The organism is Marinobacter psychrophilus, from assembly GCF_001043175.1.
In the GTDB taxonomy this organism is placed as follows: Bacteria; Pseudomonadota; Gammaproteobacteria; order Pseudomonadales; family Oleiphilaceae; genus Marinobacter; species Marinobacter psychrophilus.
This window is the reverse complement of the sequence record NZ_CP011494.1, coordinates 2,286,571-2,307,230: the sequence shown is the minus strand read 5'-3', so window position 1 is coordinate 2,307,230 and position 20,660 is coordinate 2,286,571. Positions and strand designations below refer to the sequence as shown.

The 20,660-nt window shown below is 52.9% G+C and carries 10 protein-coding genes, 1 other RNA gene, 3 pseudogenes and 1 riboswitch; of the genes and pseudogenes, 1 reads left to right on the top strand and 13 read right to left on the bottom strand.

The window, feature by feature from the left end; translation table 11 throughout:
- Positions 1–32: 32 nt before the first annotated feature.
- The 13 genes and pseudogenes from ABA45_RS10320 to prsK all read right to left on the bottom strand — a co-directional run bounded on the left by ABA45_RS10320 (position 33) and on the right by prsK (position 20,312).
- Positions 33–2,102: a PA14 domain-containing protein gene (locus tag ABA45_RS10320; protein ID WP_227506007.1), complete on the bottom strand. Its 2,070-nt coding sequence runs from the start codon at positions 2,100–2,102 to the stop codon at positions 33–35.
- Positions 2,083–3,225: a glycosyltransferase gene (locus tag ABA45_RS10315; protein ID WP_084708322.1), complete on the bottom strand. Its 1,143-nt coding sequence runs from the start codon at positions 3,223–3,225 to the stop codon at positions 2,083–2,085. The genes ABA45_RS10320 and ABA45_RS10315 overlap by 20 nt, the downstream gene beginning before the upstream one ends.
- A gap of 33 nt (positions 3,226–3,258) precedes the next feature.
- A complete protein-coding gene (locus tag ABA45_RS10310) occupies positions 3,259–4,665 on the bottom strand; it encodes a mannose-1-phosphate guanylyltransferase/mannose-6-phosphate isomerase (RefSeq protein WP_048388958.1) in 1,407 nt (468 codons plus the stop codon).
- Between the two features lie 44 nt (positions 4,666–4,709).
- Complete coding sequence (locus ABA45_RS10305; protein WP_227506006.1) at positions 4,710–5,648, bottom strand: phosphotransferase; 939 nt, start codon at positions 5,646–5,648, stop codon at positions 4,710–4,712.
- Positions 5,645–7,093: an exosortase/archaeosortase family protein gene (locus ABA45_RS10300; protein ID WP_048385887.1), complete on the bottom strand. Its 1,449-nt coding sequence runs from the start codon at positions 7,091–7,093 to the stop codon at positions 5,645–5,647. The genes ABA45_RS10305 and ABA45_RS10300 overlap by 4 nt, the downstream gene beginning before the upstream one ends.
- A gap of 117 nt (positions 7,094–7,210) precedes the next feature.
- Positions 7,211–7,309 (bottom strand): annotated as a pseudogene (locus ABA45_RS19780) (PEP-CTERM sorting domain-containing protein); the annotation flags it as partial.
- 999 nt (positions 7,310–8,308) lie between these two features.
- Positions 8,309–9,677: pseudogene (gene ltrA / locus ABA45_RS10290) on the bottom strand (group II intron reverse transcriptase/maturase).
- Positions 9,678–10,532: 855 nt separating this feature from the next.
- Positions 10,533–11,243: pseudogene (locus ABA45_RS10285) on the bottom strand (exosortase/archaeosortase family protein).
- A gap of 117 nt (positions 11,244–11,360) precedes the next feature.
- Positions 11,361–12,002 carry a PEP-CTERM sorting domain-containing protein gene (locus tag ABA45_RS19385; protein ID WP_048385883.1) on the bottom strand — a complete coding sequence of 214 codons (642 nt, stop codon included), beginning with the start codon at positions 12,000–12,002 and terminating at the stop codon, positions 11,361–11,363.
- 1,060 nt (positions 12,003–13,062) lie between these two features.
- Entirely contained in the window at positions 13,063–13,785 is a 723-nt protein-coding gene (locus ABA45_RS18295) for a PEP-CTERM sorting domain-containing protein (protein ID WP_053076166.1), read from the bottom strand.
- Positions 13,786–13,826: 41 nt separating this feature from the next.
- Positions 13,827–13,909: riboswitch (cyclic di-GMP riboswitch) on the bottom strand.
- A 194-nt stretch (positions 13,910–14,103) separates the two neighbouring features.
- On the bottom strand, positions 14,104–16,533 hold the full coding sequence (locus ABA45_RS10270; protein WP_048385881.1) for a tetratricopeptide repeat protein: 2,430 nt from the start codon (positions 16,531–16,533) through the stop codon (positions 14,104–14,106).
- A gap of 155 nt (positions 16,534–16,688) precedes the next feature.
- Positions 16,689–18,068, bottom strand: coding sequence for a PEP-CTERM-box response regulator transcription factor (gene prsR / locus ABA45_RS10265; protein WP_084708321.1), 1,380 nt, complete (start codon positions 18,066–18,068; stop codon positions 16,689–16,691).
- Between the two features lie 168 nt (positions 18,069–18,236).
- A complete protein-coding gene (prsK, locus tag ABA45_RS10260; RefSeq protein ID WP_048385879.1) occupies positions 18,237–20,312 on the bottom strand; it encodes an XrtA/PEP-CTERM system histidine kinase PrsK in 2,076 nt (691 codons plus the stop codon).
- Between the two features lie 175 nt (positions 20,313–20,487).
- Between prsK and ffs the strand changes: the two genes are divergently transcribed.
- Positions 20,488–20,584, top strand: an RNA gene (ffs, locus tag ABA45_RS18570) — signal recognition particle sRNA small type.
- Positions 20,585–20,660 lie beyond the last annotated feature (76 nt).

Sequence of the window (20,660 nt, the reverse complement as noted above, 5' to 3'; positions counted from 1 at the left end):
GCGCTGCACACAGTGGTTGATTAGTCCAAAAATTACTTCATGACATATTCCAGAATCTCGGTCGGTGGGCTGTAAAGGTTGTTGTAGTCATAAGTCCGTATCTGAAAATACCACGTCCCCTTGACTAGTTCTTTAGTGGTATAGCTGGTTTCCTGCCCTGGGATATCGATCTTTGTATTTAAAGCATCGGGCTGCTGACCGTAGGTTAGTTCGTAACTTTTAATATCTCCCAACGTCAACGAGCCACCGTCAACTCTTGTAAGTGGCGCAGTCCATGTCAAGGTAACCGACGACTGACCAGGTCCTGGCACAATGCTGACGGCTTCATCAAGAGCTTCTAATGTCCACGGGCTCACATTCGTCTGAAAGGCTTCGAGGTTCGAAATGCCTGCGGTATTGTTAACAATCGCTGAATCTGCGACATAAACGCTCGTGCCTTGTTGTTGCTCCCATACGTCTGGAATACCATCATTATCATTATCAAAGGACTGATTCGACGGATCAGATAAATCTAACACCGTCAAAATGTCTGCTGAGTTCAGCGTCTTGCCCGTAATTGTGTCAACGAACTGAACAGCGAGAAGGGCATCGCCGCGATTTTCATAATACTCAATATTGACCGGGTAGTTTTGTCCGGCATTCGCAGTGATTTGAGCAGAAACACCCCATGTCCCGTCAACCCACGTATTGATAATACGCTGACCGTCGAAGTCCATCCTTACGCCATCATCACGTTTAATAACAACTTGATAGTCCCTGGCTCCACTCTCATGAGGTGGAGTGAATTGTGTGACGTAGCGAGCGCTGAAACGATCAACTGGAACTCCAGATGCCGGAGAGCCGGCGCCCCAATTAAAGTCCAGTCCGGGTTCTACTCGCGCAAGCACAAATTCTTCGAAATTCTTACCCGAAAAATACTGCGCCCATATTCCTGCTGTGCGAGTCTCTGTTTGAACCGGCATATCTTCACTATCTGTCAAATCCGAACCAGCTTCATACTCATTAAGGTTACTAAATCCATCGTTATCGAAATCGGCCTGCGCATCGGCAGCGTCCAATGCGTCTAGGCCGTAAGCAAATTCGGCCCCATCAGGTATTCCGTCCCCATCCGAATCAGCGATAGTTGGGCTGGAGCCCACCCAGAACTCGTCGTAATTCGTGAGAATGTCATTGTCAGTGTCGGCGTTGCTGTCATTCGGGTTGGTAGAATCCAGCCCATAGAACGCTTCCCAGTTGTCGTATAGACGGTCTTGGTCGTTATCTAACGGCGGGTAGGCGGGCGTAAAAGGCAAAGCCTGTTTGCCATCAAAGAAACCAACCCGGTATCCGAGTTCGTAACCGGCGACAGACTGAGCATCGTCAGGATAAATCTGCGATCCTTGTGAAAACGATGACAGATACTGCCCGTCTATTACCGCCTGACTAAAGCCTGGGCCTTCCCAGGCAACGGCAAATTGGTCGCCACCGCCGGCTTCACGGTACCGCATTTCAAAATAATACCGTTGACCGGATGACAGAGTGATGTTGCCGGAAGTTTGAGAGCTATATTTTGTGAATTCTCCGCGTCTAGCCCAGCCAGGGACGGAAGCTATAACTCGTGCCTCACTGGGCGAGGTAGAGTCGCTCAGTAAAAACTGCCCATCATCATCGCTATTTACGAAAAATCGGTATTGCCCGTCAGCGGGTGCCGTGATGTAACCTCTCACCAAACCAGCATAACGGTCACCCCTGTTAGTGGGGCCTTCTAAGCGATTAAGCTGTAACACTTCGTCTGGGTTGTCGGGGTATCGTGCTAGGCTATCTAAACCACTTACAGATGAGAGAGTTATGTTGTTGTAATACCAAATCTCAACAACGCCTTGCTCACTTTTTTCAGGCAAAGCAGCTGGCGCAGGCAAGGTATCGATATCCCGAGGCGTCAAAGTGCTACAGCCAGAGGTTATAAGTATAGAAATACAAATAACAAGAAATTTTTTGTTGGCCTGCATGAGGACACCTCCAGATTTACCTTGCGCGCAAAAAGACTTTTCGAGCACTAAATTCATCATCGTAACTTTAGCATAAATTAAAAAAATAGATGATTTAATGAGCCGAACTTGCACTGTAATATCGCTGGTATTGATCGACCATCTGCTCTACTGAAAATTTCTGTCCAAATCTGACTTTTGCTGCATTGCCCATTTTTATGCGCTCGGCTGGCTGGTCCAGCAAGTTCTTTATGGCGCGGGTAAATGCTTCTTGGTTATCACTTTCAATCAGAAAACCTGTTTCTTTGTCTTCGACAATCTCCGGCGTGCCTCCCACTCGAGTGGCTACTGTGGGAATGCCAAGGCTCATGGCCTCCAACAGGGTCATAGAGGTGCCTTCGGTGAAGGACGGAAGAAGGAATATGTCCATCAAACTGAGGTAGTCCGCAGGCTTGGACTGGAACCCGGTAAAAATGACAGCGTTGTTGAGATTCAACTGTCGGGTTATCGCTTCCAGGTTTTCGCGTTCGGGGCCGTCGCCGACCAGCAGCAGGCGTACTTTATAACCTTGGTCGATCAGGGCGCGGGTGGCTTGCAGCATCATGGGTTGGTTTTTGACAGAGTCCAGTCTTGCTACGGTACCTATAACGACTTCGCCCGGTTTAATGCCCAGTTCCGTCAAGAGTTCCTGTTTGCGGTATTCCTCTACGGTTAGTGGCGTGATGCCGTTGTAAATGACCTTGATTTTGGACGCTGGCATGTATTCGTATTCAATCAGTGCCTCACGGGTAGCCGCTGATATGGCAACCAGGCGATGAGAGGTGAGCGCAATGATGGGATTGATCAGCCTTGCTTTTTTTCGGTGTTGGTCTGGGTGAAAGCGGCCGTGTTCGGTGAACACCACTTTTGCGCCAGTGCCCCAGTGTGCGAACCAGCCGTAGGTATAAGGCGAGTATTGGTGGCAATGCACAAAGTCGAAACGGCCGGATTTAATGAGTCGCCGAAGCCAAAGGATTGTTTTCCAGTCTAGCCCCGGCCCGCGCTTTCTGGAATGGATAGTGATGCCGTTGTCCGCTTCCATGGCTTTGCCGATGGCGCCGACTTCGCCGTCAATGCAGGCGATTTCGCACTGGAACCGTTGTGGGTTCAGGTTGGTGACCAGCTGGCGAATAACCTGTTCGGTGCCGCCGAAACCCATATTGAAGGTAACGTGCAAGATGCGGGTTGGGATGCGGGTTGAAAAGTGATTATCAGCCACGGGCAGGGTCGCTCTGTGGGACAAAAAGTTTCATCAGGCTCTGCCGTATTGATCTTGTAAGCGCACAATATCGTCTTCGCCCAAATACGAGCCAGACTGCACTTCAATCAATTCCAAAGGAATGACCCCCGGGTTTTCGAGGCTGTGAATCTCGCCAATGGGAATGTAAGTCGACTGGTTCTCGGTGACCAAGTACTGCTTTTCGCCGTTGGTGACCATAGCGGTTCCGCTGACCACAATCCAGTGTTCTGCCCGGTGGTGGTGTTTTTGCACCGAGAGCTTCGCACCGGGGTTCACGGTGATGCGTTTTACCTGATAGCGGTGTCCGTTGTCGATTGAATCAAACATACCCCAGGGCCGGTACACTTCGCGATGGTTTATGTGTTCGTGGCGCCTGTCTGATTCAATGGACGCGACCAGGACTTTTACATCTTCTACGTGGTCTTTGTGGGCAACCATGATTGCGTCTTTGGTTTCGACCACGATAAGATTTTCAACGCCGACCAATGCAACCAGCCGGTGGTCGGCGCGAACCAGTGAGTTGCTGGCGTTGTGAAGCATGACATCGCCGTTGCAGGCGTTGCCGTTCGCATCTTTGTCCAGTTTTTCCCAAAGTGCAGACCATGATCCGATGTCACTCCAGCCTGCGTCCATCTCGATAACGACGCCTGCGCCGGTTTTCTCCATAACGGCGTAATCGACGGATTCACTTGGGCACGCCCGAAACGCCTCTTCGTTGATTCGAATAAACGTTAGGTCCGGCACGGGGTTTGCCATTGCTTGTGTGCAGGCTTCAAGGATATCTGGCCGCCACTGCTTAAGTTCTTCCAGGTATCTGTCGGCCCTGAACAGGAACATGCCGCTGTTCCAGGTGTAGTTTCCTTCTGTCAGATAGCTTTGTGCGGTCTCTTTGGAGGGCTTCTCTACGAATTCGTCTAATTCACAGGCACCCGGCCCCAAGGTTTTTCCTGCGCGGATGTAGCCATAGCCGGTGTGGGCCATGTCTGGCTTTATGCCAAAGGTAACGAGCTTTCCCTGGGCTGCATAGCGAGCGGCGTTTTCTACCGCGGCGCGAAAAGCCGCTTCATCATCTATAACGTGGTCGGCCGCCAGCACCAGTAATACCGCGTTTGGGTTACCTTTTACCAGAGCCAGCGCTGCCAGGGCGATGGCTGGCGCTGTATTGCGCCCGACAGGTTCTAGCAGAACTTTGGCATCGTTTACTCCGGCGGCCCGCAGTTGCTCGGCGGCAAGGAAGCGGTGTTCGTTGTTACAGATGATCGTTGGTGGTGCGGTCTCCAAGCCCTTCAGGCGCACTATTGTGGCTTGTAGCATGGAACTTTTGCCCAGCAAGGGTAGGAATTGCTTGGGGTGCAGCTGCCGTGATAACGGCCATAAACGTGAGCCGCTGCCGCCTGCAAGAACGATTGGGAAAAGCATAAAAGCAACCTTGTAAGCTGGGTGGATGCGGTTGTGTGCCAGCTTCAGATTTGCTGGTAGATCCACTTCATACCCGCGCGGGTGATCTGGCTCATTTCACGGTTGGTGTTCCACGAAAACGTCTTTCGCCCGCGGTGCTGGGCTTCCAGATGAGCCAAGAAATTGTATACCAGATTGGCTTGAAAATAAGCGCTCTCGGCAATAAGAGGTCGTAATCCGTAGGCTTTCAGAAATCTGGCTGGTAATTCATGGAACAGGTTATGACGGGTGCGGCTGGTTTGAGCGATGGCCCAGAGGGTGCTGTAGAAACGCGCCACGTCTTCCAGGTTGCTTGAGACGCGGGTTTTGCTGAAACCCAGTGTGTGCATGTTCTGCTGGCTGTCTACCAATACGTTATAAAGCACAAAGTCGCCATGGATTTGGCACGGGAAGGCGTTATTCAAGGCCAGGTAGTTGGGGGCGGTGAGTTTCTGCAATTCGGCGTTGTATTTTTGCTCGACTTTTTTGAGCTTAAGTTCAGGTATTAGGTTGCTTGCCCGGATTTCGCGAATTTTTTGTGCAAATTCTGTTGCCAGCCAGCTGCCATCTGCGCCCTCTAGTGTGAGCCCAGCCGAGCTGTCGTGATACTTGCGTAGCCAGGTGCCGATTTCTGTAATGCGACTGACCAGAGTATCTGGATTTTGCAACCGGTGACCTTGCAGGCGGCCCAGCAGATTGGTTGGGTTCCAGAGGGTATGAAACAGCTCCTGACCGATGACCTTCTTTGTAGTTAGGCGGTTTTCGGCTTCGTTAAAGCTGACAAGTTCGATGGCTTTGACGTGGATTGTTTGAATATTAAGGTGCCGACAGCGGATGAGCTCCATCGCCTCTGGCTTTAGGCTGCGTTCTAAGGTGTGCTTTGTATAGGTGTAAGACGACAGGGTGCCAGTGCTGCTTGCGTTGTTGCCTGGTTTGCCGCGCATATCGCCCTGGTTTGTGCTCATGGGGAACGGTCGTTTGTCAGCGTGAAGGATTGGGCCTGTAGCGTCGTTTTTTGGTTAATGACGGCGTTGTAAGCGTTTTCACAACTTCGCTGCTGGCAAGAGGCTTGAAGGGTCACCAGCGCAAAGCGCGTTGCACCCTGAAGCAGCGCCGGTATCTGCAGCAGTTTGGCGTTGCGGTAGCTGTCGGCACGGTAGTCACCCACTTGATACCACTGCGCCATAACCACCTGTTTCCGGGTGAGTATGTTGCGATAAACCGTTGCGCCGGGCTGTTGATTGCTCTCGCGCAGCCATTGTGAGTGGTTGAACTGTGCTGGTAGGTAAGGCACCAGCTTGTTGTCGGCGCTGGTGCGCTGGCTTTGCGCCAATAATACCCGAGTGCCTGCGGTGCGCCAGGCTTGCTGGTTTAAGGCTTCCGGCATGCTTAAGGGAATCGGTAGCGACTGCAGTTCGGCTTTTGAGCCGTTCGCGATGTTCAACGACCAGAGCCCGGGTTGGGTGGTTGTGGTGGTGGTTGCCAGCGTTAGGGCAGCGGGGCCGAGCAGCACGGCAACGGCGATGGCGATGTAGCCTTTTTTATTGACGTTTGCTGGCTGGGCTTGGCTGTCGGGGTTGCGCTTCATGACCGGTGAGAAGTACATAACCGGGATGATGAAGGCGCCGTATACCAACCAGCCCATCAGTTCGTGGTCTTTCAGTAGGTCGCTTTGCATTTCGGATTGATAGCCGACTACCACCAGGATGGTGATGCGAACCCAGTTTACGATGAGCGCCAGGGTAATGGCGACGGCCAGGCTGACAAGCCAGCCGCGCCAGCGGTAATCGTTCAGGATGGATGTCATGGCAGCTAGCAGAATAGAAATGGCGAAGTAGCGAATACCGGAGCAGCCGTCTTCAATGACCAGCCGGCCGAAGGGCACGGTAATGCTGTTACCTTCTATGAGTGCTGGCATATCCATCCAGCGCACCCAGGTGCCTACTACTGCGCTTGCAAGATGCACTAGTGCCGGTACTAAATCGGCCCAGAAAGGTAACGATAGTGACAAAACCAGAATGTAGGGCAAAAAGCTGATTAGGCGCTGCCAGCCCAGTAACGCCCAGGTTACGCCAGCGATGCCCGCGGGCAGGGCAAAATAGGCGAGGGTGTCGATGCGGGCAAGTTCGAGCACGGCCCAGCCCAGGGTGATCACAATTAAGGCCAGTGCGCCGGTTTTGTAAAAGGGCCTTTGCTGATGGGTTAACGCTTTATTGGGCGCCGGCGGGTGGGTGATAACCAACCAGAGAAAAATGAGTGCGGTTGCCAGGCCGTGGGCGAGGACTTGTTCGAATTCTAGCCAAGCTTCGGCAAGCCTGACCCAGGTGGGCAAGAAGATCAAAACTGCGATTGCGGTAGCCAGCAAATAGGGTTTTGCTACCGGTATATTTTGTAGTGTTTTCCGTAACATCGCGCGTCCACCGGGTGTTGTAACGGTATTCAGGATACTGGGTATTCAGACTTGGGCAAACACAAAAACAAGATAAAAAAAGGCCAGCTGAAGCTGGCCTTTTGCAATGCTGAACAATCAGGCTTTCTGACGACGACGGGCTACGCCCAGACCTGCCAGGCCTAGGCCTAGTAGGGCAAGAGTGCCGGGCTCGGGAACATCAACGGTTCTTACGTTGATACCACTGATATAGTAGTCATCATTAAAACCGGCAACGCTGAAATCGAACGAAGTACTGAAAAAGTTAAAACTGCTGAAGTCGAACAAATTTCCATTTGGAATGTCTCTACTTAATAAAGTGCCATTCACGGCCAAAGTAAAGTCATCATTCGCTCCGACCGCTCCGAACAGAACCGATAACAGTGTAACGGATTCGCCAAACACCATTGATAACGTGTCGTCAGGACCAAAACCGTCAACTTGATAACTGGTGTCAAACAGGCTGCTCAATACGCCCAATCCTGAGTCTCTGTCTACAGCGACACCCGGATTTCCTGATACTGAAAGGTCTAAGCCATCTTGCGAAAATAGTAAGGGGTCGCCGAAAGCATTGCTACCGCCAGTAAAGTCAAAGCTGATAATCGCCGCAGATGCAACACTAGAAACCGCCGACAAGGCGCATGCACACATTAATTTTTTGATCATGATTTAGTCCTTTGGTAAACGTTATGTAGTTCAAACATCTGGCTTTGCAGGTCTGTAACTTTCCGTACCAACCTTGCGGACTGGTTTGGCCTGAGTTAACTTTTTACTTTTGCGTTATTATTCGCGCAACTAGATTTAAGCAAACATGATGCCTGAATAACATAAATACCATAAAATCAATAATATGAAGTATTTTTCGGTCATAGCCATTACACAAGGTGTCAATTATTTCGACAGTTAATGTTCAGGTTAATTTTGCGAGGACCAGTCGGGGCGGTAATGTTAGCAATAGGGTTTGAAGTCGCCATCGCTACGGGAGCTTGCGATTATTTGTTGCGTCAATAATTTCGACGCCTGCAAGAACGATCGGGAAAAGCATGGGCTTTCCAGGTAGGTTGAATGGATGCTGCGTGTTTCGACTGTATAAAGCTCAATTTTTGAACATATCGGGATAGGGGGGAGCCATGAGGCTCCGCCCCTCCCACACCACCCGGCATGCGGGTCCGCACCGGGCGGTTCGAGACGTTGAGGTCATGAGAGTCTTGGCACACCTAGCCGATCGAAATAGGCAACCGTCAACACGTTGTGGATAGCAGACAAGCTATTGTGCCACCAGCGCCGGCTCAGAGCCGCTACCGATTGTGCCACCCAGGGATTTGCACCCAGACGCATCAGCTCCCGATAGATCGTCTTACCTCGTCGCCACTGCTTAAGCTGCATAGCCCTCAAACGCCGACGTATCCATCCATCCAGCGAGCGCCAGATGCGTGGAGTTTGCGACAGCTTGAAGTAACCTTTCCAGCCCAGCAGATAGCGTCGAAGCTTCTCCACCACTTGTTCCATGCTGCGCCCTCCCGAACGTCGAGTCAGTTGCCGGATCCGCAACTTGAACGCTTGCAATGCCTTCGCTGAGACCGCACGGCGGACGTCGCCGTTCGGACTCTGCCATAAAGCATAGCCAAGGAACTTGCGTCCAAACACGCTCGTCACTGCACTCTTGGATTCGTTAATCTTCAAATGCAGTGTGTCGTAGCAGCGCCTCAGCAGCCGCATCACCCGCTCTCCCGCCTTCTGGCTGCGCACGTAAACGTTGCAGTCATCGGCGTATCGGGCAAAACAGTGCCCTCGGCGTTCCAGCTCCCGATCCACTTCATCCAGCAGCACGTTGGCCAGCAGCGGCGATAGGGGGCCGCCTTGCGGCGTCCCGTCCACTCGCCGGGTGATCACACCACCCTCCATAATCCCCGCGTTCAGGTAGGCGCGAACCAGCCGGATCAGACCGGGGTCGTTCACGCGTTTCCTCAGGCGGTCGATCAGAATGTCGTGATTGACGCGATCAAAGAACTTGGACAAATCCACATCAACCACAATGTGGCGGCCTTGCTGGACGTATCGCTGGGCGGACAGAACGGCATCGTGGGCACGGCGGCCCGGGCGAAAGCCGCGACTGTGCTCGCTGAAGGTAGGATCAATCAGAGGTTGCAGCACGTGCAGCAGTGCTTGTTGAATCAGACGGTCGGTCACGGTGGGGATACCCAGTTCCCGCTCACTTCCGTCCGGTTTCGGTATACCTACCCGACGGACAGGCTGTGGCCGGTACGTGCCTTCCAGCAGTTGCTGCCGAAGGTCAGGCCAAGCCCATCTCAGGTGTTCGGCGATTTGGCTGATATCCAGACCGTCGACACCTGCGGCGCCTTTGTTCGCCTTTACGCGCTTCCATGCCCGTTGCATATTCTCTCGCGCGAACGCCTGTTCTAGCAGGCTTCGCTCTGCGCCCTTCGGATCTCGACGCGGGAGTTCTGTTTCATCGCGGGACACGCAACGGCAAGGCTTCACCTTCCCGTTGCGTGACCCGCCCCGCGTATGCGGGCATCTGATGCCTGGCAGACCTCATCGTCAAGTCGTTTGACGCTCCTTCTCGTTCGGCCCTTCGCTCCGTGGTGGAGCTACTATGGCCTCTGCTGACTTCTCGCTCCGTGTTTCCACGTCGCCCTTTCAGGCATGAGGCGAGATCTCCCCGGGTAAGAACACACTCCTTCACCGCACAACCGCCGGATATACACCACCTCGCTTTGGCCACAAGAGCTTCGCGGCTTCTTGCCCGCTCGCCCTGCTTAGCAGTGCCTCATATCCGATTCTTGTTCATCGGCTCACGGTTTACGCTCCACGCTTCCTCCCCACGGTCGGTCACCCTTCCTCAGTTGCGCTTCACTTCGTTCGCTGTGGCCAGCTTACGGGAGGACTTGCACCTCCAGGAGTGCGCCCGTGCCGGGCGCACAAAAAAAACCAGCCGAAGCTGACTTTTTCACTTAACCCTAAGCGGCTAGTAGCTTCAGAAAGCAATATAGCGGTCAAGTTATAAAAGTACACGAAATACAAAAGGGTAGAATCGGTTAAAAAGTAATCGCCAGTGCGAGGGTACGGTAAGTGTATAAAATGTCGACGCCGTGCCTGTCGTGATTTTGCAGTTTTTGCATGGGGAACGTAATTCGCTAGGGAATACAACGATGTCACCTTTACAGAGGGATTTTCGTTCTCGGCAGCTGTATAGATCTATCGCTCGTTCAAGTTGCGCGAGTTCCCCATGGCAAGTTTTAAAATCAATAGGTTGAGGTAATGAGCGACAGCGTAAAGAAAGTCGACGCTTTTTACTGGGGTTTTGATAGTACTGAGGCAGGTGCTGGTTATTCAGAATTGGAAATACACAAATTTAAAACAAAAAAAGCCAGCCGAAGCTGGCTTTTTTCAGGCCTGATTAAATCAAGACTTCTGGCGCCGACGGGCTGCGCCAAGGCCTACAATACCAAGACCTAGAAGAGTCAAGGTGCCTGGCTCTGGGACTGTCGTTCAATATAGATGTCATGGCGTCCAGCAGGATAGTGATGGCGAAGTAGCGAGTACCGGAGCAGCCGTCTTCAATGACCAGCCGGCCGAAGGGCACGGTAATGCTGTTGCCTTCTATGAGTGCTGGCATATCCATCCAGCGCACCCAGGTACCCACTACGGCGCTTGCAAGGTGGACGAGTGCCGGTACTAAATCGGTCCAGAACGGTAACGATAGTGACAAAACCAGAATGTAAGGCAAAAAGCTGATTAGGCGCTGCTAGCCCAGTAACGCCCAGGTTACGCCAGCGATGCCCGCGGGCAGGGCAAAATAGGCGAGGGTGTCGATGCGGGCAGGTTCCAGCGCGGCCCAGCCCAGGGTGATCACAATTAAGGCCAGTGCGCCGGTTTTGTAAAAGGGCCTTTGCTGATGGGTTAACGCTTTATTTGGCGCCGGCGGGTGGGTGATAACCAACCACAGAAAAATGAGTGCGGTTGCGAGGCCGTGGGCGAGGACTTGTTCGAATTCTAGCCAAGCCTCGCCAAGCCTGACCCAGGTGGGCAAGAAGATCAAAACAGAGATCGCAGTAGCCAGCAAATAGGGTTTTGCTACTGGGATATTTTGTAGTGTTTTCCGTAACATTGCGCGTCCACCGAGTGTTATAAACGTGTTCAGCATACTGGGCTTTCAGGTTTGGGCAAACACAAAAACAAGACAAAAAAAAGCCAGCTGAAGCTGGCCTTTTTCAATGCTGAACAATCAGGCTTTCTGACGACGACGGGCTGCGCCCAGGCCGGCAATGCCGAGGCCCAGAAGAGCTAGTGTGCCAGGCTCTGGAACGTCAGTAACGATGACGTTGTCCAGAAAGTTCCCTATGGTGCCAGTGGATGGAACGATGGCTTTGAACGCTATCTTAGAAGTTTCTGATGTCGCCATAAAATTGTAAGTGGCGAGAGACCAGTCTCCTCTTGGCCCATTAACGATGTTAAATGTGTCTCCGTTATCACTTTCGTCTCCGAGGTAAAAGCTGAACTCTTCTGCTGGGTTGGTGTTTGCTCTTGCGCTGTAAGCGAAAGACACCTCATAGATGCTTCCGATTACTGAATCAAAGCTTTGGAAAATTGAGTAAGGGCCGCCATTCGTAGAGTTTAACTCGAGGTACTGGGATCCATCGTATGGGGCAGGTCCCCTCGGTTGAGCGCCAATGTCACGGTTCCAAAGCTCTACTTTTCCAGTTGAGCCCCATCCTGGCAGACTTGTCAGGAACGTAGATCCAGAAACCCCTGGGTCTTCGAAACTACCATTAGTAAGAAGATTTGCGTTTGCTAGCGAGCTCACGCTCAAAACGGCAGCAGCTACAACGCCTGTAAGGAGTGCGGTTCTCAGTTGTACTTTTTTCATGATGATTCACCTGTGGTTTTGTTGATCTCTGCGCCAAAAATGATTTGAGCCGGGAGGTTTTGAGTCTTAACTTTGGGCAGCTTTAGACTTGATGTATTGCTAGCAAAAAAAAGGCCAAGTTATTAATTAACATTTAATACAGTAGGTTAGAGTATATTTAAGACTGAAAAAAAGAGCGATTCTGGGATATATGTATAAAATGTCGACACCAGTATTTGTGTTGAGGCGGCCATGGGGGTTTGCTGTGCCATGTAAAACGAGATCTTTCCGGCTCTGGCCTGTCTGGAGCTTGGTTTGATCATGCTTAGGGGGGTTACGTTGGTGCGAGCCGCTTCCTGGGTCTGTGTAAAAAAACCTGATACGCCATAAAAAAAGGGCTGCTGAACGTGTGGTTCAGCAGCCCTTATAAGTGGGGCGTTTTGAGGTAGTGTCAGAAAATTTTACATAGATTGCTTTACAGTATTCAGGTGCTCCTGCATCTCCACACTTTCCGGCGCCAGTGCCTGCTCGATAAGCAAGGCAGGGACAGATTTGAAATCTGTCCCTAGTCTGGTTTTGGCCCATAAAAAAGCCAGCCGAAGCTGACTTTTTCACTTAACCCTAAGCGGCTAGTAGCTTCAGAAAGCAATATAGCGGTCAAGTTACAAAAATACACAAAATACAGAAGGGTAGAATCGGTTAAAAAGTAATCGCGAGTGCGAGGTTATGGTAAGTGTATAAAATGTCGACGCCGTGACTGTCGTGATTTTGCAGTTCTTGCATGGGGAGCGTAATTCGCTAGGGAATACAACGATGTCACCTTTACAGAGGGATTTTCGTTCTCGGCAGCCGCATAGATCTATCGCTCGTTCAAGTTGCGTGAGTTCCCCATGACAAGTCTTAAAATCAATAGGTCGAGGTAATGTAAGGTAATGAGCGATAGCGTAAAGAAAGTCGACGTTCGTTTTTAGGGGGGGGTGTTGATAGTGCTGAGGAAAGTGCTGGTTATTCAGAATTGGAAATACACAAATTTAAAATAAAAAAAGCCAGCCGAAGCTGGCTTCTTACTACTCAACCGAAATCAGGCTTTCTGACGACGGCGAGCTGCGCCAAGTCCTGCAAGGCCAAGGCCGAGGAGGGCCAGGGTGCCGGGCTCGGGGACCGGGATTACGTCGGAGATGCCTACGACCATGTCATTGTAATCACCATCGTTGCTGCAGTTGGTATTGCAAAGATCTTCGAAGGCAAGAACCACATCGCTACCGCTTAGGCCAGACACTGAGTTGCTTGACGTATCAAACATGAGCATATGGTCAAAGCCGTCCGAGTTTAGTGAGGTGTGGCTGTACCAGGTAAAGCCGTTATTGTTAACGGTATTGGCCAGATAAAAACCAAAGTTTTTACCGATGTTGGCAACAACATTGGTTGATGCGTTGGTGGCAGTTCCTGCGAGCAAGTCAAATTCCACGGTCGCATCTGTGGTGAAGCCGCCGGTACCCGGGCTTTGCGATCCTGAGAACAGCTCAAGCGTATCACCAACAACCACGTTGCCGGACCCATCATAGGAAAAACTGTAGATGCCAAAGTTGTTGTTGTTTCTGAATCCTGCCAGTTCAAGAAACAAAAAAGCCGTAATATCATCGTTGTTGTTGCTAGTGTCTGTCAGCACAACTGATTCGAGACCAGTATCAGTGACGCCATTGTAGGTGCCATTCGAAAGGATGGTGCCCAAGCTTGGCACCGCGTGGGCTGCTGCTGAAGCCAAGCATAATGCTGCTACGCAAAGAGTTGTTTTAAATTTCATAGGTGCTCTCCGGTTGTTTAGCTCTAATTCCGTATAGTTCGCCTTGCAACCAGGCTATCTCTTCTTCTTGTTGAGACCCTTGGCTTTCCGTCCCATCTTCGCAAATGGTTTGGCTTCTGGTCAGGCTCTTGCCTTTTCCCTATGCAATATGAAGCGATTACTGTGCCAACTTTCAAATTCATTGTTTATTAAAGGTTTTTTTACGTTCTGATTTTGTGCCTGTAAAGAAACCTGACATTCGCATCAAAAAAGCCGCTGAATAGTGGGTTCAGCGGCTTTTTTGGTTTTGCTAGCTAACCTGCGGAGTGTCAGGTTGCTTTACAGTGCCTCGTTAATGGCTTTCAAGTGTCCCTGAATTTCTGCGTTGTCTGGCGCTAGCGCCAAGGCCTTCTCAATGATGGGCTTGGCCTCTGCGTGGTTACCGCCCAGGTGCAGAACCCATCCGTGGGTGTCGAGTATGTCTGGCGCTTCGGGCGCCAGCTCGCTGGCGCGGCTGGCGAGTTCTACGGCGCGGCTGTTGTTCTTTTCACGTAGTAGCCAAGCCAGGTTGTTCAGCGCCACCACGTTGTTAGGCTGCGTTAACACAACTTGTTCATACAACTCGGTTGCTGCCTGATCCTGCTGTTGGTTCATTTGCAGGTCGGCCTGGGCCATTAGAATGGCGACGTGGTTGTTGTGGGTTTCTGCGGCGGCTTGAAGTGCTTCTAGCGCCTCAGCATTTTTACCCTGAGTGATGAGTATGCGGGCAGGCAGCAGTGCGAAGCCGACGTTTTCGGGCTGAATGGCAATGGCTTCTGCTGCTTTAGCCAGGGCCGTTGAGTAATCTTCGGCCTGTGCGCTGATAACAGATTCTGCGGCCAATAGCTGTCCGTAGGCTCTGTAGCCGATGGGGTTATCTTCGTTGGCCATTGGCTCAAGAATCGTTCGTGCATGTTTTACATCGCTTTGTTGTATGTGGATTAACGCAGACAACAAGCTGGCGTTTGGTGCCAGTGGCGGATGCGTTTCAGCAACGGTGCCCAGCCACTGTTGAACTTCTTCCACGCTGTGGGTGGTAGCGTAAATCTGGCCGGCCTGCTGAAGCGGTCCGATCACCTCCGGGGTTATAACGGCGGCGGCCAGGAGTTGTTCAACGGCTTTGTCTGGGCTGTTGGTCGAGGCATACAGGCTTGCCAGGGCCAGGCGCGCCTGCTGCATATCTGGGTTGTCTACTGTCAGTTGCTCAAGGCGAATCAAAGCGAAGTCGGAGTTACCCATGCGCCCGTCGGCGATTGCCGCCAGCAGGAGCGCTTGAGGCTCGTTGCCGTAGCCATTGACCAGCGAATCGCGTACGTCTTCGGCTTCGCGGGTTTCACCGCTGTCGATCAGCAGGCTTAAATAGATAGCTGTGCTTGCCCAATCTGCTGGCTGGGCGGTAAACGCCATCCGCAATTGGCCCAAGGCCTGTTCGGTTTGCTGGTTATTGATGTAGTGCCGGGCCAGCGCAATCCTTAAACGGGTGCGATCGGGTTCGTTGCTAATGGCTTTGCTCAAACTGGTGACGCCCGCGGCTTCCTGGCCGGGCATGCTCAGGGCCAGAACGCCGTGCATGGCCAGCAGATCGTTGTCGTTGGGGCGGGCTTTTACGGCACGTTCCAGAGTGGCGAGTGCTTCTTCCCGTTCGCCCACGTCAATCTGGGCCATGGTAGAGGCCCGAATAAAGCGGGTTGGGGTGGTTTCCGGGTCCAGATTTCCAGACAGCAATTCGGCGCCTTCTTCCAATTCACCGGTACCTGCAGACAGGGTGCCCAACATTAAGGCCAGCTGTTCGTTGTCGGGGTCTAGCTTGCGCATGTCCCGCAGCATGGTTTTGGCTTCGTCAAAGTTGCCAGCTTGAATGGCGGCGATAACGGCTTTGCTCTGTTCGCGGGAGCCTGAGTCGGTTTGTTCGGCCAGGATGCGGCTGTATACCTGGGCTTCGGTGATTTTGCCCTGTTCAGTCAACACCCGTGACAACAGCGACAGTAACTTGCCTCTTAATGGCATGAATATGTCGGATGCCGGCATTTGGGTAACGGCGTCGGTGAGTGTGGCGGTGGCGGGCTCCAGTTCATCAAGCTGGTATTGGGCCAGGCCTTTCAGATAGAGAACGGCTGGCGTGGTTTCGTGGCTGGCCAACCAATCGTTGGCGGCCCCGAGCGCCGTGCGGGCATTGCCTTGTTGAATATGGGTCTCTATTAGACCGGTTATCGCATCCACGCTGGTTGAGTAATTGGCGCTAATGTCTCGGTAGGCGGTGATTGCTCCGTCTACGTCGCCAGACAAGCGCATGGCTTTGGCTTCGATCAGGGACGCTTCGAGTTTTTCATCAGAGCTTTCGGGGTTTGCCAGTGCCAGGGTTTCGATGGCAGACAGGTGTTTGCGTTCTTCCACATAGGCCCGGGCCAAAGGCAGGGCCACCGCTTGCGGGTAGTCTTTCAGCCAGGGCTCCAGCAGCTCAACGGCCTGTTTGTTGGCGCCCAGTTCCAAGTAGAGTTCGCCCAGCCGGGCAATGTGGCTGACGTTGTCTGGCTCGGTCTGGATAGCGTTTTTGATTTCGAGAATAGCCGAGCGGAACTGGCCCTGCTCGGCGTAGGTGTCTGCGCGACTCAGGTGCGACAGCGCTTCGGAGGTATCCGGGCCGCTGTTACAGGCGCTCAGCAAGGGCAGTATAAGAGTGCCCAGCAGGATCAGCCGTGGGAGTTTTTTCTTTGGTGTTGTTATCGACATCGTTTATGGCTCCGATGAAGGTAGGGGCAGATTTGAAATCTGTCCCTAAGTTTGGGTAGGGGAACAGATTTGAAATCTGTCCTCGGTTTAACTTTTAGCGTAGAGGACGGATTTGAAGTTCGTCTCTGGCTCCGTCCCCGTCCTCGATACTTGGGTTAGCTTTCCGCAGCCTCGACTGAGGTGTTAATCCGGTATTTGTCAGTCAGGTTGTACAGGGTGGGGCGGGTAACCCCTAGAAGTCGGGATGCTTGCGCCATGTTGAAGTTGCTGGTGCGCAGGGCTTGAACGATGGCAGCGCGTTCGGCGTTTTCTCGTACTTTGCGCAGGTTCAGTTGGCTTTCGTTGGCGTCTGTGTTGTCTGTGCTTAGGGGCAGCTGAAGATCATCTATAGTGATGCGTTTGCCGTCGGCCATAATCACCGAGCGTTTTATTTTGTTGATCATTTCGCGCACGTTGCCGGGCCAGGGGTAGGTCTCAATGGCGCTTATGGCGTCGTCACAGAAGCTCAGGCCGGGCCGGTCTAGTTGTTTGCTCAGACTTTTCAACAGTGATTGGGCGATGACCAAGGCGTCGCCGTCGCGGTCACGCACCGCGGGCAGATCCAGGGTGATTTCGCTGATGCGGTAGTAAAGGTCTTCGCGGAAGGTGCCTTCCTGAATCAGTTCGTTGACATTGCGGTGGGTAGCACACACCACGCGTACGTCTACGGGCGTGGGTTTTAGTGACCCGACTCGGTCTACCACTCGTTCCTGCAGGAAACGCAGCAGTTTGGCTTGTAGCGCCATGGGCATGTCGCCAATTTCATCTAGAAACAGGGTGCCGCCGTTGGCGCTTTCAATTTTGCCTTTTTTGCTTTGAGTGGCGCCGGTGAATGCGCCTTTTTCATAGCCGAACAACTCGCTCTCCAGCAGGTTATCTGGAATGGCCGCGCAGTTAATGGCGGCGAAGGGCATGTGCGCCCGCGGGCTAAGGTCATGCAGGGCGCGGGCCAGTACTTCTTTGCCGGTGCCGGTTTCGCCGTTGATCAGGGTGGTGATGTCGGTTGGCGCTACTTTTTCCAGGGTGCGGCACACCGCCAGCATTTGCGGGCTGGCTGCGATAATGCCTTTCACGCTGGTGTTGTCGCGGCTTGCCAGCTCGAGGTTTTCTTTTTCCAGCTCGGCCAGGCGGAACGCCCGGTTAACCACAAAGCTGAGGATGTCGGCGTCTACCGGTTTTTGGTAGAAGTCGGCGGCGCCCATGCCGATGGCTTTTACGGCGTTTTCTTTTTCTTCACGGCCAGTCACTACAATGACTTTGGTCATAGGTGCCAGGCGCAGTATGTCTTCCAGCAGGGCGAAGCCTTCGGTGCTTCCGCCTGGGTCTGGAGGCAGGCCCAGGTCCAGGGTTACCACTTCAGGTTCCAGTCGTCGCAGCAGGGCCAGGGCGGTTTCGCGGTCGGCGGCAACAGACACTTGCAGGTTGTCAGTGAAGCACCAGCGCATCTGGCTTTGCAGACCCGGGTCGTCCTCTACAATCAGTAATTGTCTTGTCACGGGTGTGTTTATTCCTTGTGAGCGCGTGTGTCTACGTTTTGAAGTCTTAACTCAAAGGCCGCATTTTGCAACGATTGTGTGTGCCAATTCTTGCTTTTGCATACACATGCATTGTTAAGAGTCACATTTTCATTCGCCCGTCTGGCTTTTTTTTGTTGCGGCTGGTGTTTAAGTTGACGTTGCGGCGTCGGCCAGCGGCAGGCGCATTGAAAAGCACGAACCCACGCCTGCCTCGCTGGTGACATCAATGCTTCCACCAAGCTCCAGTAAGTATTCCCGGGTTTGGTAAACCCCTATGCCCATGCCTGTCAGCCCCTTGGTGCTTTCGAAGGGCTTGAACAGGCGGTTGCGGATGAATTCTTCGGTCATGCCGCTGCCGGAATCCTGAATAAATACCACGGCGGTGCCGCGGGCGACTTTTAAAGTGACGGTTATGTCGCCATCTCGCGGCGTGGCGTCCTGGGCGTTGCGCAGCAAATGGCCTATTACGGTGCCCAGTTGTTCGGCGCCTGCCCTTATCCACACGTCGCCGTTTCGGTAATCAAAATGCGGTTGCGGGTTGCGCCTGCTGGCGTCGGATATGGCGCTAGTGAGAAGGTCTGTCAGGTTGATCATTTCTGCGGCTTGCCCCTGGCTGTCCTGAGGCTTTTGGATGTGGGTGACTAGGTTCGACATTTTGTTCACCACGTGGTCGGCGGTTTGAATCATGTCATCAATAAATGCTGGGTTGTCGCGGTGCCTTGGCGCGTTTTTGACCAGCAGGGACAGTTGCGCGATCACGGTTTTCAAATCGTGCAGCATGAAGGCAGACGCTTTGCTGACGGCTTCAAACTGCATGGCCCGCGTGAGTGCGTTCTGGGCATCGGCTTGGGCCAGCAGGTTACCGGTTTGGCGGGCAACCACGCGGATTAGATCGAAGTTCTCCCAATTCAGTTCTACCTGGGTAAGGGGCGCGCCGATCAGTGCCATACCATACAGCTCGTTGCCTGAGTAAAGGGGGATGATCAGCCAGCCACTAGGGCATTGGATGATAATGTCTGGCACTTCTAATAAGTCATAGGCAACCGGATCTGCTTTGTAGACGTTCAGGTCTATGATCCATTCTTTATCGCGGAAATAGCGCACCAGGTCGTCATTGGGGTCAATCAGGGTGTGACGATCGAAGTTCATGTTGATGGTGGCTTTTAACTGATAGCGGTTCTGGTCGTCTTGCAGCCAGATGGCGCCTGCGTTGCCTTCTACCAGGTCTGCCAGAATGCGGATAACCCGTTCCGGCAGGGGCGGCGAGTCGGTCAGGTTGGCCAGCTCTTTGGTCATTTTTAGCCACTCATTGCGGTAGTCGTATTTGTAGTCAAAAAAATTCTGGCTGATGGCAACCATCATGCGGGCTCGCAGCCGGCGCGAAAGCAGTAGGGTAGCCAGAAACACCAGTGCCAGGGTGAAGAATAGAATGCGTAGGGCGTCGCCCCAGCTGCCGCCCACGGTTTTGATGTAGTAGCCGGCAACCGACAGAAATACCAGATAGGCGCCGGCGAACAGCAGAGTGCCCGCGTGAAAGGCGGCACGCCGTGATACCCGGAAGTCTATGGGCTGTCTGCGGGTGTTAACCACGTTTACCGCAAACAGCGGCACCAGCAGTGCATTTGCGAGCCCGCGGGCGTCCCAGAAGTTCGGGTTGATCTGGCCAAACAGCAGGGCATCGGCGTACATCACAAAATCGAAGATGAAGATGGTGGCTACGCCGGTGCACATGTATTTGATGCTGTAGCGACGAAAGCCAAGGGAATTGCGCCAGATTTGTTCGATCAGTAGCAGGCCAATCAGCGACAGCGCCAACTGGCCTACTATTTTTGTTTTGCCGAAAAATATGTGGTTTACGTCAAAGTGTTCAGCGGCGCTCGCCAGTAGCAGTATCACCAACACGCCAATAACGGCGCCTGCCAACATTTGTTTAATTTTTCGTGCGGTGCCGTCGTTTGGCAATGCGCTGCCTAGCAGGGTGAAAATAAGTGCGATCCAGGCGCCGTCGCGCAGCAGTTCCAGCAAGTAACGCACGGCAAAATCCGGGAATCCCCAGATGGACTGTGTCACCAGAGCTGCTGCCCACAAGGTGGATACCAGCGCGGCAAAGAACAGAGCTCGATCGGAATTGCGGCGCATGTAGCGGGCGGCAATCAGAATTGCCAGTAGGCCGTAAGTGATAAACGCAACGGCGTGGCTGAGGGCGTTGAAATCGTTAAACATGGACTCTTCCGGGTTTTGTTCTGGCGGCTGCTGGTGACTATTAACGCAGGCTAGATGAAGAGTAAATTAAAACGCTCGGTTGGGCGAGCCCGCTCGGCCTTGTAGTACCCCGTGGCGTTTGTTACTATGCGTGCCGCTTTCAGGTAAACGTTCTGAAACGCCGTTATGGTGGCTCCATTGGTGCCTTCGCAACATGAAACCGTGAACCCGGTCAGACCCGGAAGGGAGCAGCCGCAGCGGTCGATATGTGTGCCGGAGTGTCGCTAGTGGGGCCACCACCTATTTTAGCCCCCCCCCCCCCCCCCCCCCACGTTTTTTCCGCTATTGCCTTTCTCTCTGTTTTATAAG